This window comes from Streptomyces sp. S6 (genome assembly GCF_054880855.1).
The window spans coordinates 37,072-52,227 of the sequence record NZ_JBTYMC010000011.1 but is presented as its reverse complement, the minus strand read 5'-3'; the positions used below and the strand labels follow the sequence as shown (position 1 = coordinate 52,227).

At 68.8% G+C, this 15,156-nt stretch carries 8 protein-coding genes; 2 read left to right on the top strand and 6 right to left on the bottom strand.

Annotated features, from left to right (window positions below):
* Both ACVNF4_RS03105 and pulA read right to left on the bottom strand, forming a co-directional pair.
* The coding region (locus ACVNF4_RS03105) for a response regulator (RefSeq protein WP_461801077.1) at window positions 1–843 on the bottom strand (843 nt) is incomplete at its 3' end.
* Between the two features lie 23 nt (window positions 844–866).
* On the bottom strand, window positions 867–6,221 hold the full coding sequence (pulA, locus tag ACVNF4_RS03100) for a pullulanase-type alpha-1,6-glucosidase (protein WP_461801076.1): 5,355 nt from the start codon (window positions 6,219–6,221) through the stop codon (window positions 867–869).
* Window positions 6,222–6,418: 197 nt separating this feature from the next.
* On the opposite strand from pulA, the gene ACVNF4_RS03095 reads away from it, so the two are divergent.
* Window positions 6,419–8,458, top strand: coding sequence for a carbohydrate-binding module family 20 domain-containing protein (locus tag ACVNF4_RS03095; RefSeq protein WP_461801075.1), 2,040 nt, complete (start codon window positions 6,419–6,421; stop codon window positions 8,456–8,458).
* A 46-nt stretch (window positions 8,459–8,504) separates the two neighbouring features.
* On the opposite strand, the gene ACVNF4_RS03090 is transcribed toward ACVNF4_RS03095, so the two are convergent.
* From ACVNF4_RS03090 to ACVNF4_RS03075, 4 genes are all read right to left on the bottom strand, one after another.
* Window positions 8,505–10,169 (bottom strand): glycoside hydrolase family 13 protein, encoded by a 1,665-nt coding sequence (locus tag ACVNF4_RS03090; RefSeq protein ID WP_461801074.1) that lies wholly within the window; start codon window positions 10,167–10,169, stop codon window positions 8,505–8,507.
* A gap of 185 nt (window positions 10,170–10,354) precedes the next feature.
* Window positions 10,355–11,230 (bottom strand): sugar ABC transporter permease, encoded by an 876-nt coding sequence (locus tag ACVNF4_RS03085; RefSeq protein ID WP_461801073.1) that lies wholly within the window; start codon window positions 11,228–11,230, stop codon window positions 10,355–10,357.
* 14 nt (window positions 11,231–11,244) lie between these two features.
* Window positions 11,245–12,255 carry a carbohydrate ABC transporter permease gene (locus tag ACVNF4_RS03080; RefSeq protein WP_461801072.1) on the bottom strand — a complete coding sequence of 337 codons (1,011 nt, stop codon included), beginning with the start codon at window positions 12,253–12,255 and terminating at the stop codon, window positions 11,245–11,247.
* A gap of 267 nt (window positions 12,256–12,522) precedes the next feature.
* Entirely contained in the window at window positions 12,523–13,791 is a 1,269-nt protein-coding gene (locus ACVNF4_RS03075) for an extracellular solute-binding protein (protein WP_461801071.1), read from the bottom strand.
* 292 nt (window positions 13,792–14,083) lie between these two features.
* Here ACVNF4_RS03075 and ACVNF4_RS03070 point away from each other — a divergent pair, with 292 nt between their 5' ends.
* Window positions 14,084–15,121: a LacI family DNA-binding transcriptional regulator gene (locus tag ACVNF4_RS03070; RefSeq protein WP_461801070.1), complete on the top strand. Its 1,038-nt coding sequence runs from the start codon at window positions 14,084–14,086 to the stop codon at window positions 15,119–15,121.
* Window positions 15,122–15,156: the final 35 nt, after the last annotated feature.

Genomic DNA, 15,156 nt, shown 5'->3' with positions numbered 1-15,156 from the left:
GGGCGCGAGGATCAGCCGGGCGTCGTCGCGCGCGCTCCGCCGGAAGTAGCCCGGCGGCCACAGCGCGGCGGGCACGACGACGTTCCGGGCGCCGCCCTGACTGTCCGCGAGCCGGGTGACGAGCCGGACGACCGCCTCGTCGGCGTCCGCGTCGGGCGCCAGGACGAGGGACCGGCCGCGCGGCAGTCCCCGGTGCACCCGCCCCTCGGGGCCGACGACGAGGACGACGGCCGGGGTGCCGGTCAGCCGGGCCGCGCTCTCGGCCGCCACGTCCGCCAACTCCTGTACGTCACGCGCGCTTTGTACGGCGACGACGGCCTCGGCGAGCAACGCGAGCCGCCGGGCCGTCTGTTCGGCGTCACCGCGGGTACGCGCCCCGCGCAGGGCCGCGCGGACGACGGCCTGGATCTCCAACGGGTCGGCGGGAACGGTGAGATACGCTTCCCCGCCCGCGTCGAGCCCCTGGCACCGGTCGCTCGGCGCGACCGCCGCGGCGGAGAAGTGGACGACGGGCAGGGTGGCCGTCCCCGGGATGGACTTGAGGCGGCGGCACAGCTCGAAGCCGCTCATGTCCGGCAGCCCGACGTCCACCAGCGCGATGTCGAACAGGGTGCCGTCCCTCAGCCGTACGTCGACCTGCCGCAGGGCGTCCGATCCGCTGGCCGCGTCCACCACTTGGTGTCCGGCGCGGCGCAGGACGGCGCCCATGGCGTAGCGGCTGGCCGCCACGTCGTCGACCACCAGCACGGTCGCGCCGGGGTCGTCTTCGGTGCTGCGCTGAGCGTCGACGGCCGTCTCCTCTCCCTGCGCGTGTGCGAGGCGAGCCGTGCTTGCGGATCTCATGCGTGAGACAAGTTACTGAACCGTCAGGCCGTACGGGAGAAAACCGCCACAGTGCGCCCCGGAACGGCGAAGGTGCCCGAAACCCGCTCGTAGCGCGACTCCTTCACGGTAGAGTCCGCGCCCGCTCGTTGAACAGAGTGCAACTGGTATCCGGAACCGGCCAGTTCGGTGATCTTCTGGTCCTGGGTGGTGGGAGTGGCGTTGAAGACGACGACCAGGTCACCGAGGCGCATGGTGATCACACCGGGTGTCTCGCCAGGACCCGAGAGCGGGAACGACAGGGCTGACTGCACCTGGGCCGTCGTACCGAGGGTGAACGCCTTGTCGGTCGTACGGATTCTCAGCAGGTCGCGGTAGGCGGACGCGGTCGCCTCGATCTGGCGGCAGTTGACCTTGACCGTGGTCAACAAGGGTTTCGCGTAGGGCCATTTGGCGGCGTTGTCGGCGGCCGGGGGCAGGCCGCGGCCGAAGCCGTTGCCGTCGGCGCAGTTCCAGTGGAGCGCGTTGAACCAGTCGCCGCTGTCGAAGGAGTTGCGGTCCAGGGACTTGGAGCGGAGCAGGTCGCTGCCGGCCTGTGAGAGGGTCGGGCCCTGGGAGAGGAGGGCCGTGGCCATCGCGAGGACCTGCATCCGGGCGCGATCGTCCGCGCCGGTCCGCGCGGGCAGTTTGAACGCGAGGGCGTCGAACAGGGATTCGTTGTCGTGGGCGTCGGCGTAGGCGAGTGCGTCGCCGGGGTTCGCCGCGTATCCGGCGGGCTGTCCGTTGTAGTCGACCTGGGCGCCGGTGACCTGACGGCCGCTGGTGTCGGTGAAGCGGTAGCCGGCGAGGTTTCCGGTCAGGCCGACCTTGATCAGGTCCTGGTAGTGCAGGAGCCGGGCTTTCTGCTGGGCCGAAGTGCCGTTGTCCGCCGCCGGGTTGGGGTCGGTGTAGAGGCCGGACGCGAAGCCCTGGACGCCGGGGTCGGCGTCGAAGGGGCCGCCGCCGCGCACGGCGTCCCGGGCCCGGTCGGAGAAGGTGGCGATGCCCGTCCCAGCCATGTTCTTCTGGGTGGCCTGCACGAACCGGGCGTCATCGGCGACCTCCCCGAAGTTCCAGCCCTCGCCGTAGAGGATGATCCCCTTGCCGTCCACCCCGTCCCTCCGGAGAGTGAGGGCGTCGAGGGCCCTGCGGACGGCCAGGATGTTGGCCTTGGGGTGGTGGCCCATCAGGTCGAAGCGGAAGCCGTCGACCTTGTACTCCTTGGCCCAGGTGACGATCGAGTCGACGACGAGCTTGCCCATCATGGCGTTCTCGGGCGCGGTGTTGGCGCAGCAGGTGCTGTCGGCGACGCCGCCGTCGGGCATCAGCCTCTGGTAGTAACCGGGTACTACCTTGTCGAGGACGCTCGTCTCGGCCTGCCCGGCGGCTGCCGTGTGGTTGTAGACGACGTCCATGACGACCCGCAGTCCGTCACCGTTGAGCGCCTTCACCATCTTGCGGAACTCGACCGTGCGGGCGGTCCCGTCGGGGTCTGTCGCGTACGACCCCTCGGGGACCGTGTAGTGGTACGGGTCGTACCCCCAGTTGTAGCCGTCCTTCGCGGCGATCTTCGCCACGCACTCCTGCTGCTTCTCGGAGTCGGCGGGCAGGGCGGCGAGGTCGCAGTCGGTGACGGCCTGGTCGGCGCGCTTCTCGGGGATGGTGGCGATGTCGAACGCGGGGAGCAGGTGCACGTAGTTGGCGCCGGACTTCGCCAACTCCCGCAGGTGCTTCACCCCGTCGCTGTCCTTGTCGGTGAACGCGAGGTACTGGCCGGGGTGTCGAGAGGTGCGGTCGGCGATCGAGAAGTCCCGGATGTGGAGTTCCTGGATCCGGGCGTCCTTCATCGGGACGACCCTGGGCTTCGCGTAGGTCGTCCAGCCGTTCGGCGCGAGGGACTTGTCGTCGAGGTCGACGATCAGGCTGCGCCCGGAGTTCGCGGTCAGGGCGACCGAGTAGGGGTCGGTGACGTGGTTGGTGACGATCCGGCGGACGCTGGGCGCCCAGACCTCGACGGCGTACCGGTAGGGCTTGCCCTTCCAGCTCGCCGGGCCGGTGACGGACCAGACGCCGGTGGTGTCGTCGCGCTTCATGGGGACCGACTTGCCGTCGAGGTCGAGGGCGACGGACCGGGCCGTGGGGGCCCAGACAGCGAGCGTGGGGCGGCCGTTGGAGAAGGTGGGGCCCAGGGTCGCCTTGGTCGCCGCCGGGTACAGGTCGTCGAGGGCGCCGGCGATCTGGACGCCGGTCGCGGCGAGGACGGCGCCGTTCACGGCGCGTTGCGAGGCTACGAGCTGACCCCTAAGGGCGTCCCTCACGCGGGCGCGGTCGCGGGGGTCGATCGTCCAGGCCGTGTAGTCCTTGAGGTGGGGGTACTTGGCCTTCTGGGCGTCGGTGAGGGTGGTCCTGGTGAGGCGGAGCCAGCGTTCGTCGTCGCTGGTGAGGGTTCCGCTGTCGACCCTGATCGAGCCGTCGTGGGAGGAGAGGAGCTGGGTGGAGGCGGCGGCCTCGCTGCCGTTCCAGGCGACGGTGTTCCGGTCGATCCAGATCGCCTTGGAGGTGGTCAGGTCGAGGGCGGTGGCGCTTCCGGCGGGCTGGGGCAGCAGGTATTTCTCCTGGCCGTTCAAGAGCCACACCTCGTGTCCGGTCGCGGTGAGGTCGAGCGACTGGTCCGTGGGGAGGTCCTTCTCGTCGCCCTTGTGGAGGATGTAACTCAGGCTGGTGGCGCCGGGGTTGAGAGGGACCTCGAAGATCGCGCCGTAGGGATCGGTGCGGGTGGGCTGGAGCGGCTTGGTCCAGTCGGTGGGGTGCGCGGCGCCCGTCCAGACGTGCAGACCCCAGCCGTCGTAGTCGCCGTCGGCGCGGTGGTAGTGCAGGACCGCCTTCGTCTTGTCCTGCGCCGGGTGGTCGGGGCGGTCGGTGCGGACGTCCGGCTTGCCCTGCTCGATCCAGACCTCGCCGGTTCTGGTGACGTCGATCGTGCGGTCGGTGGTGACGTCCTTCGTGCCGTCCTTGTCGACGACGAGGAAGGAGACGTTCGAGGCGCCCGGCTTCAACTTGACGTAGGCGAAGGCGCCGTAGGCGTCACGGCCGGTGAAGGGGTGGCCGGCGGGCCAGGTCGTGGCCTCGCCGTCCGCGAGGTCACCCCAGGCGTACAGGCCCCAGTCGGTGTAGTCGCCGGCGGGGCGGTTGTAGTGGACGATCGCGTAGTCGCGGTTCGCCGCGGAGGGGGGTGGAGTGGTGGGCGGGGTGCCGGTGGTGGTGGATGCGGTTTCTGAAGATTTCCGTCCGGCCGAGTCGACGACAACCGCCTTGTAGCGGACGGGGGTTCCGGGCTTGACGTCCTTGCCGATGCGCTGCGTGACCTTGTACGGGGCGTGGTCGGCCGAACCCAGCGTGCGCCAGGGGCCGTTGCCGGTCTGGGCGGCGAAGATGACGCGGTTGAGCTGTCCGCCGGTGACGTCGGCGGCGATCTCCACGGTGCCGGTGGCGCCTGCCGGGGGTGCGGTCAGGGTGAGTTTCGGGGTCGAAGTCGGCTTCGCCAGGCCGCCCTTGAGGACGAGGGCCGTGCCGGGCGGGACGGTGAGGGCGACGCGGGTGTCGGCGGCGGAGCGGACGGTCGACCTGGTGCCGTAGACGCCCTGGAAGGTCATGCCGGGTGAGGAGGTCGCGAAGGTCGCGGTCCTCGGTTCGGGGGCGTTGTTGAGGGCGACGAGGTACTCGGTGTGCCGGTCGCTTCGGGTGAAGGCGTAGATGCCGGGGCCGTTCGCGGCGTAACGCTCGGTCTGGACGCCGTTCGTCAACGCCGGGTTTTTCGTGCGGAGTTGAGAGAGGGCGGCGATCTGGCGGTAGAGGGGCGCCTTCGTGTCGTAGGCGTCGGTCGCGTGGGTGCGGGTGGTGCCGATCTGGTCGTCGTCGAGGTAGTCGGCGACCTTCGAGGCAAACATGGTCTGGCGGGCGTCCTTGTCGCCGCCCGCGCCGGTGAAGCCCTGTTCGTCACCGTAGTAGACGACCGGGTTGCCCCGGCTGAGGAACATCAGCTCGTTGGCGAACCGGTCCTTCGCGAGGAGTTCGGCGTCGGTGGCCTTCGGGTTGTCCTGCTCGATGAAGGTGCCGATGCGGCCCATGTCGTGGTTGCCGAGGAAGGTGACCTGTTCGTAGGCGTTCGCCTTGTCGGTCGTGTACTTGTAGTCGGCGCCGAAAACTTGTGCAAGGGCTTGCGCGCTGCCGCCCTGGGAGGCGTACCGGCGGGCCGCGTCCTGGAAGGGGAAGTCGAGGGTGGCGTCCAGGCGGCCCTGGGTGACGTACGGGGAGGTGATGTCGGGGTCGGCGGAGTAGACCTCGCCGAACATGAAGAAGCCGGCGCGGCCGTGCCGGGCGGTGTAGGCGTCGAGGGCGGTCGCCCACCGCGTCCAGAACTCCATGTTCACGTGCTTCACGGTGTCGATCCGGAAGCCGTCGATACCGAAGTCCCTGACCCAGCGTTCGTAGATCTTCTCCATGCCGCTGACGACCTCGGGGCGCTCGGTCCACAGGTCGTCGAGGCCGGAGAAGTCGCCATAGGTGGAGCTCTCTCCGGCGAAGGTGGAGTCGCCCCGGTTGTGGTACATCGTCGGGTCGTTGAGCCAGGAGGGGACCTTGGTGACGCCGGTGTTCTTCGGGGTGCGGGGGAAGGAACTGGCGTTCACCGGCGGGAACTTGCGCTTGCCGTCCGCGTAGTCGGCGTCGTCGAAGGGGCGACCGTCCTTCGTCAGGTACGGGAAGGCGCCCTTGGAGAGGTAGTTGTAGGACTTGGGGTCGTAGTCGACGACGTCGGCGGTGTGGTTGGTGATGACGTCGAAGAACACCTTCATGCCTTTGGCGTGCGCCTTGGAGATGAGGGTTTCGAGGTCGTTGTTGGTGCCGAAGTGCGGGTCGACCTGTGTGAAGTCGGTGATCCAGTAACCGTGGTAACCGGCTGAGACGTCGTTTCCGCTGCCTTGCACCGGGCGGTTCTTGAAGATCGGCGCCAGCCAGATCGCCGTCGTGCCCAACCCCTTGATGTAGTCGAGGCGCCCGGTGAGGCCCTTGAGGTCGCCGCCCTGGTAGAAGCCCTTGTCCGTCGGGTCGTAGCCGGTGCTCAGGCGTGAACCCGTGAGGCCGCCTCGGTCGTTGGCGGTGTCGCCGTTGGCGAAGCGGTCCGGGAGGACGAAGTAGAACTGCTCGCGGGTCGCGTCGTGCCGGGCGGGTTCGGCGGCGAGCTTCGCGTCCGACGGGGGCGCGGGCGGGGTGGCCGCGCGGGCGGTGGCGGGTGGGACGAGGGCTGCCGTAAGGGCGGTGAGCGCGACGGCGGCGATCCGCCGGGGCCATCTCGGTGTCACGGGCGGGAACTCCTAGCGATTGCCGGGCGGTTACTGCGGGTCCGACCCCGCGTGACCGTATCGCTCACGCAAGGTTTACAGCAAGAGCCTTGCAACTGTCAGAAAGAATTTGCACGCACCGTCTTGACGTGCCCGTCTCAACTGCCCCAGTCTCACGAATTGTTGAACAGTGATCCCTCATGTTCCGGAGCCGCAACATGAACCGACACCACTCCCCAGGTGTCCTCCACCGCACGCTGCGCCTTACCGCAGCCGGCGCCCTCACCCTCGCCGGTGCGCTCGCCCTCCCCACCCCGTCCGCCCACGCCGACACCACCAGGAAAGGCGACGTCATCGCCAACCTGTGGGAGTGGAACTGGGACTCCGTCGCCGCCGAGTGCAGAGACGTCCTCGGTCCGGCCGGGTACGGCGCGGTACAGGTGGCGCCGCCCTCGGAGTCGCTCAAGCAGGCGTCGTTCTACTGGTGGGACGTCTACCAGCCCTACTCCTACAGCCTCAACAGCCGGTTCGGCACGGCCGCGAAGTTCCAGGCGATGATCAACGCCTGCCACGCGGCGGGCGTCAAGGTGTACACGGACGCCGTCATCAACCACACGGCCGCCCAGACCGGCACGGGCTACAACGGCACGGCCGTCACCGACAAGTACGACACCCCTGAGTGGGACCGCGCCGACTACCACGACGCGTCGAGTTGCCCCACCTCCGACCTCACCATCAAGGACTACGGGAACCTCACCCAGGTCCAGAACTGCGAACTCCTCGGCCTGCCCGACCTGAAGACCGGCACGGACCACGTCCGCACCGGCATCGCGAACTTCCTCAACTCCCAACTCGCCCTGGGCGTCGACGGATTCCGCGTCGACGCGGCCAAGCACATCCCCGAGGCCGACCTCGCGGCGATCGAGTCGAAGCTGACGAACACCACCGCCGGGACCGCCCCCTACGTCTTCCAGGAGGTGTACCCGGGTACGACACCCCAGCCGGCCGACTACTACGCCTCCGGTGACGTCCTCGACTTCACCTACGCGAGCAAGCTGAAGTCGGCGTTCCAGGGCAACGTCAGCGATCTGGAATCCCTGCCGTCCTCCGGCGTCCTGCCCGCCGACAACTCCGTGTCGTTCGTGACGAACCACGACACCGAACGCAACGGACTGCACCTGTCGTACAAGGACGGCGACACCTACCGGCTCGCGAACCTCTTCCAGCTCGCCTACAAGTGGTCGACACCGACGGTGTATTCGGGCTGGCAGTTCAGCCAGAGCGACCAGGCGCCGCCGAACTCTGGCGGGTTCGTCACCGACACTGACTGCTCGAAGGGGTGGTACTGCCTGAACCGCGACACCGCCGTCGTCGGGATGGTGGCCTGGCACAACGCCGCGGGCACCGCCGCCGTCTCCGACTGGCAGACGAAGTCGTCGTCCGTGATCGGCTTCGGGCGCGGCGGTACCGGGTTCTTCGCGCTCAACAACGGTTCTTCTGCGGTGACTTACACGTTCGCGACAGGGATGGCCGACGGGACGTACCGGAACGTCGTCGACGGGGGCGGCAGCACGGTGACGGTGTCCGGTGGCAATGCGAGTCTGACGATTCCGGCGAAGAACGCGGTCGCGTTCTACGGCGGTGGCGGCGGTGGCGGTGGCTCCAAGACGGTGAACGCGACCTTCAACGCGTACGCCCCCACGTCGTCCGGCAGCAACGTCTACGTCGTCGGTTCTGTTGCCGCGCTGGGGAGTTGGGACGCCTCGAAGGCGGTCGCCCTCTCGTCCGGCGGGTATCCGATCTGGTCGGGCACGGTGTCCGTACCGGCCGGCGCGTCCTTCGCGTACAAGTACCTCAAGAAGGACTCGTCAGGTGCGGTGACCTGGGAGTCCAACGCCAACAGAACTGGTACGGCGGGGACTTCGGCGCTCACCCTGAACAATTCGTGGAACGTGGCCGACGCGAACGCGACCGACGTGACGTTCAACGAGTCGGCCACGACGACGTCCGGCACGAACGTCTACGTCGTCGGCTCGATCGCCTCGCTGGGTGCCTGGAACACGGCCGACGCGATCCCGCTGTCCTCGGCCTCCTACCCGACCTGGTCGAAGGCGGTGATCGTCCCGAAGGGCACCTCCTTCGAGTACAAGTACCTGAAGAAGGACGCCTCGGGGACGGTGACGTGGGAGTCGGGGACCAACAGGTCGTTCACGACGGGTAGTTCGTCGGGATACACGACCAGCGACACCTGGAAGTGACCACGAGTCGGCCCCCTGTCGAGGGGCCGACTCGTTCATTCCGGCCTCAGGCCGTGAACCACACCGTGGTGTCCGCCGGAACACTCACCCCGTCGAACTCCCCGCTGGCGAGCAGGACTTGCCCGTACTCGGGAACACTCACCGGATCCCCGGTGGTGTTGGCGAAGGCGACGAACTCCCCCCGCCGGAAGGCGAGTACACCCTCGGGGGACGGCAGCCACTCCACCGACTCCCCCGCCCCGAGGTCGGGATGCCGGTGCCGCACGGCCAGTGCCGAACGGTACAGCTCCAGCGTCGAGCCGGGCACGCCGGTCTGCGCCTCGACGCTCAGCTCGGCCCAGCTCTCGGGCTGCGGGAGCCAGCTGCCACCGGTGCCGAAGCCGTACGAACTCCCCTCGCGGGTCCAGGGGATGGGGACCCGGCAGCCGTCGCGGAAGCCGTCCTGGCCCGCGCCCCGGAAGTAGGCGGGGTCCTGGCGGACCTCGTCGGGGAGGTCGACGACGTCCGGGAGGCCCAGCTCCTCGCCCTGGTAGACGTAGGAGGAACCGGGGAGGGCGAGCATCAGCAGGGTGGCGGCGCGGGCGCGGCGCAGGCCGAGTTCGCGGTCCCCGGCGAGGCGGAGCTGGGTGCCGAGGCCGGGGTCGTTGCCGAAGCGGGTGGCGTGGCGGGTCACGTCGTGGTTGGAGAGGACCCAGGTCGCCGGGGCGCCGACCGGGCGCATCGAGTCCAGCGTCAGGTCGATGACCTCGCGGAGCTTCTCGGCGTCCCAATAGGTGCTGAGGTACTGGAAGTTGAAGGCTTGGTGGAGTTCGTCGGGGCGAACGTAGTTCGCGGTGCGCCCGACGGTCGGCGTCCAGGCCTCGGCGACGAAGATGCGCTCGCCCGAGTATTCGTCGAGGACCTTGCGCCAGGCCCGGTAGATGTCGTGGACGCCGTCCTGGTCGAAGAACGGCATGACATCGTTGCCCAGGAGCTTCACCTGATCGGCGCCCCCGATGTCGGGGAGTCCGGCCGCCTTGACCATGCCGTGGGCGACGTCGATGCGGAATCCGTCGACGCCCATGTCGAGCCAGAACCGCAGGATGGAGCGGAACTCGTCGCCGACGGCGGGGTGTTCCCAGTTGAAGTCGGGCTGCTCGGGGGCGAACAGGTGGAGGTACCACTCGCCGTCGGCGAGCCGGGTCCAGGCGGGTCCGCCGAAGATGGACTCCCAGTCGTTGGGCGGGAGTTCACCGCTTTCGCCCTTGCCGGGGCGGAAGTGGTAGCGCTCCCGCAGCGGCGAGCCCGGCCCTTCCGCGACGGCCCGTTTGAACCACTCGTGCTGGTCGGAGGAGTGGTTGGGGACGAGGTCGACGATGACGCGCAGGCCGAGTCCGTGGGCGTCGCGGATCAGCGCGTCGGCGTCGAGGAGTGTGCCGAACATGGGGTCGACGGCGCGGTAGTCGGCGACGTCGTAACCGGCGTCGGCCTGCGGGGAGGCGTAGAAGGGGCTGAGCCACACGGCGTCGACCCCGAGGTCGCGCAGGTAGGGGAGGCGGGCGCGGACACCCTCCAGGTCGCCCATGCCGTCGCCGTTCGCGTCGGCGAAACTGCGCGGATAGACCTGGTAGATCACCGCTTCCCGCCACCAGTCGGGGCGGTCGGCCGGGGCGGCGACGGCCGTGGGTGCGGAGGTCGGGGCCTGGTCGGCTGCGGAGTGCTGCTGGCTCATGGCGTCCTTAGTCGCTGTGTGACGGAGCAGTGGGGCGGAGCAGTCGGGCGGAGCTTGGTCGTGTCGCACGGTTCGCGGAGAGGCGGTCGCAGGGCCGGCGGGGTCGGAAAGGCCCTGCGACCGCCACCCGCTCATGGCCATGCATATCAGCGCATGGGCTTCCACGAGCGGGAGTTCAAGGGAAATCAGCCCTTTGTGCCGCCCGCCGTGAGACCGGTGACCAGGTTCTTCTGGACGAGATAGAAGAATCCGGAGACCGGGATCGCGATCAGTACGGCGGTGGCGGCCATCAGGTTGCGCTGGGCGTCGTGTTCGCTGACGAAGCTCTGGAGGCCGACGGCGAGGGTGTACTTCTTGTCGTCGAGCATGAACGTCGTCGCGAAGGCGACCTCGCCGAACGCGGTGATGAAGCTGTAGAAGGCGGCTACCGCGAGGCCAGGGCGGGCGAGCGGCAGGATCAGCCGGGCGAAGGTGCCGAACGGGCTGAGTCCGTCGACGCGTCCGGCCTCGTCGATCTCGAAGGGGATGGTGTCGAAGTACCCCTTGAGCAGCCACGCCGAGTACGGGACGGCCGTCGTGCAGTAGACGAGGATCAGGCCGAGGTAGCTGTCGATGAGCCGGAGGTCGGCGAGGATCTGGTACATCGGCACCATGAGGACGGCGACCGGGAACATCTGGGTGAGCAGCAGCAGCCACATGAACTTGCGGTAGCCGGGGAAGCGCATGCGGGAGACGGCGTATCCGGTGGTGGCGGCGACGAAGACACCGATGAGGGTCGTGCCGAGGGAGACGATGAGGGAGCTCTTCAACCAGTCGAAGAAACTGGTGTGTTGAAGGACGAAGCTGTAGTTGTCGAAGGTCATCTTCGACCAGATGCGCCCGGGGTGGAGGTAGTCGTCCTTGTCGGGGCCGAGCGACAGGAAGACCAGCCAGGCGACCGGGAACAGCGCGATCACGCTCGCCAGGATCAGGGTGGCGTGAGCGGTGAGGGAGGCGAGCGGGCTGCTCTTCCCCCGGGGGCGGGGCGTCGCGGGCGTCGGCGTGGGCACGGTGGCGGTCACGGTGAACTCTCCTCTCAGATCGCGACGTTGGGGTCGTTGCGGTTCAGCCAGCGCCGATAGAACGAGGTGAACACGACGAGGATGCCGAGCAGCAGGATCCCGTAGGCCGCCGACTGCGCGAAGTCGCGCGGCTGTTGGCCGAAGCCGAGGAAGTAGGCCCAGGTGACGAGGATCTGCGCGTCGGGCGCGGTGGTGCCGAACAGCAGGAAGATGACGGCGAACTGGTTGAACGTCCAGATGATCCCGAGGAGGACGACGGTGGAGCTGACCGAGCGCAGGCCGGGCAGGGTGACGTACCAAAAGCGCTGCCAGGGGCTCGCGCCGTCCATCTCGGCTGCCTCGTAGAGGGAGTTGTCGATGGACTGGAGGCCGCCGAGGAGGGAGATCATCATGAAGGGGACGCCGCACCAGGTGTTGACCATGATGGCGGCGAACCGCTGCCAGAAGGTGTCCTCCAGCCACTGCGGAGTGGGCAAGTGGAGTGCGTCGAGGGCGGAGTTGACGATGCCGCCGTCCGCGAGCATGAAGCGCCAGCCGAAGACCGTGACGAACGTCGGTACCGCCCAGGGCAGGACGAGGAGCAGCCGGTAGAGGGTGCGTCCGCGGCGCTTCTGGTCGAGCAGGAGGGCGAGGGCGAGGCCGATCGTGTAGTGGAGGGCGACGCAGAGGGCCGTCCAGACGATCGTCCAGATGAAATGGGACCAGAAGCGGTCGTAGGCGGTGTCGCCCCACAGGATGTCGGCGTAGTTGTCGAGGCCGATGAACTTGTAGGTGGCGTCGATGTGGTTGACGCCGATGGTGCGGGCCGTGTTGAGGCTGTTGGCGTCGGTGAGGGTGAGGTAGAGGCCGTAGGCGAGGGGGTAGAGGACGAGGACGCCGAGGACGATCGCGACCGGGGCGATCATGGCGTACGCGTACCAGTGCCGGTCGTAGCTGCGCTTCAGGCGCCTGCCCAGGCCGGGCCTCGGCGCCGCCGGTTCACCGGGCCTCTTGCGGCCGGTCGCTCGGTCGATGGCGACGGTCATTTCGACACCTTCTGAATGGTTCGACGGGGGTACTACGACCTGGGTATTACGGGTGCCGGCAGGCCCTCGGTATTACGGGTGCCGGTGGGCCCTGGGTACTACGGGTACTGGGAAGGCCGCCGGGGCCACGGGAAAGCCGTCGGGGCTACGGGAGAGCCGTCGGGGCTACGGGAGAGCCCGTAGCTCCCAGGTATTACGGGTGACCGGTGGCCGCCGGATCCCTCCCCCGCGTCTCGCGCTCGCGGAGATCCGGCGGCCACGCGGGGCTCACTTGCCGAAGTCGGGGACCAGCTTGGCGAAGGCGGTCCGGACGGTGGCGAGGCCGCTGTCGAGGGACTCCTTGCCGCCGGCGATCTTGGGCAGTTCGGTGTCGAGGGGGGTCCACAGGGAGCTGTACTCGGGGAGCGCGGGCCTCGGCTGGGCGGCGGCGAGGACCGTCTGGAAGCCGGCGATGCCCGGGTCCGCCTTGACCTGGGCGGTGTAGGCGTCGTCCCGCGTCGGCAGCGTCGCGTTCTTCAGGGCGATGGTGGACTGGGACTGCGCGGACGTCATGAAGTTGATGAACTTCAGCGCGGCGCCCTGGTGGGCCTTGTCGGAGCCGGCGTACACGGAGAGGTTGTGGCCGCCGGTCGGTGCGCCCGCCTTGCCGGTGGAGCCGGCGGGGACGGTCGCGATGCCGAGGTTGGCCTTGTCCTTGAAGGCGCTGCCCTTGTAGAAGTTGGTGATCTCCCACGGGCCCTGGATGATCGCGGCGACCTTGCCGTTGACGAACGCGTCCTGGATGTGGGCGTAGGCGTCGGCGGTGGTGTCGGCCTTGTGCAAGCCCTTGCCGTCGAAGAGGGAGAGCCAGGTGCCGTACCCCTTCTTCGCCGCCGGGGAGTCGACGGTGATCTTCTTGGCGCCGGCGTCGACGGTGTCGGTGCCCTCGCCGTACAGGAAGGTCTGGGCGTAGTAGCCCTGGGTGGAGCCCCAGTAGCCGTCCGCTCCGGTCTTGTCCTTGATGGTGGCGGCGGCGGTCCTCAGCTCGTCCCAGGTCTTCGGGGCGGCGATGCCGGCCTTGGCGAAGAGGGCCTTGTTGTAGACGAGGGCGAGGGTGTCGGTGACCAGCGGGACGCCGTACGTCTTGCCGTCGTACTTGGCCTGCTCCAGCAGGTTGGGCTTGAACTTGGCCTGGTCGGCGAGGGCTTCGGTGCCGTCGAGCGGCAGGAAGTAGCCCTTCTTGGCGAACGCGGGCGTCCAGCCGACCTCGGAGCGCAGCACGTCCGGGGCGCCGGAGGCACCGGCGGCGGTGTCGAACTTGTTCTGCGCCTGGTCGAAGGGGACGTTGACGTACTTGACCTTGACGTCCTTGTTGGCGGCCTCGAACTGCTTGACCAGGGCCCGGTAGGTCGGCGCCTCGTTCGTGGCGTTGGAGGTGTCCCACCAGGTGATGGTCGTCGGGCCGGAAGTGTCGCCGCCACTGTCGTCCCCGCCGCACGCCGTTGCCGTGAGGGCGACGGACGCCACCAGCGCGGTGGCCGCTATGCCACGCCGCATGAGTCTCTCCTTGGGTCGAAGCCCGTGCCTGCCGGGCGTCAGGGAACGTAACAAGGCTGCAAGCGTTGCGAAAGGTCTTGCAGCAAAAAAGTGCAAGAACCCGGCGAAGTTATCGTGGCGTGACCCGGCGGCGATCCCTGTGAGACCCTTGTTTCCAGGGGACTCACAGGCGGTCCTGGCATATGAAAGACTCTGCAAGCTCTTGCTGACACTTTCCCGAGGGGGCCCGATGACACAGCAGCCGGGACGTGCGCGCCCGCGTCTCTCAGGCCGCCCGGTACAGTCCGGCCCTGTGACCACACGGCTGGCCGACATCGCCGCACAGGCGGGGGTGAGCGAAGCGACGGTCAGCCGGGTCCTGAACGGGAAACCGGGCGTCGCCGCCACCACCCGCGAATCCGTGCTGGCCGCGCTCGACGTCCTCGGCTACGAGCGCCCGGTACGGCTGCGGCAGCGCAGCGCGGGTCTGGTCGGCCTGATCACCCCGGAGCTGGAGAACCCGATCTTCCCGGCGCTGGCCCAGGTCATCGGCCAGGCCCTCACCCGCCAGGGCTACACCCCCGTCCTCGCCACGCAGACGCCGGGCGGCTCCACCGAGGACGAGCTGACGGAGATGCTCGTCGACCGGGGTGTCGCCGGCATCATCTACGTCTCGGGGCTGCACGCGGACACCACGGCCGACATGCAGCGCTACGAGCAACTCCGCGCGCAGGGCGTGCCGTTCGTGCTGGTGGACGGCTTCTCACCCAAGGTGCAGGCGCCGTTCATCTCGCCGGACGACCGGGCGGCGATGTCCCTCGCCGTCACCCATCTCGTCTCCCTCGGCCACACCCGGATCGGACTCGCCCTCGGCCCCAAGCGGTTCGTGCCCGTGCAACGGAAGACAGAGGGGTTCGTGCGGGCGATGCAGGACCAGCTCGGGCTGTCCGCACAGGCGGTGGAGACCGACCTCGTCCAGCACTCGCTGTACACGCTGGAGGGCGGGCAGGCGGCGGCGACCGCGCTGATCGAGCGGTCCTGCACGGCGGTGGTGTGCGCGAGCGACATGATGGCGCTCGGCGCGATCCGGGCCGCCCGCCAGCTCGGGCTGACCGTCCCCGGGGACGTCTCCGTGGTCGGGTTCGACGACTCCGTCCTCATCGCGTTCACCGATCCGCCGCTCACCACGATCCGCAAGCCGGTCCCGGCGATGGGGCAGGCCGCGGTGCGGACGCTCCTGGAGGAGATCGGTGGCACGCCCGCGCCGCACAGCGAGTTCGTTTTCATGCCGGAACTCGTCGTACGCGGCTCTACCGCGTCGGTACCGGGGGACCGTACGCCTCGTACCTGAGGGGGAGGCCGGTCCGGTGCGCGCGCTGTAGGACA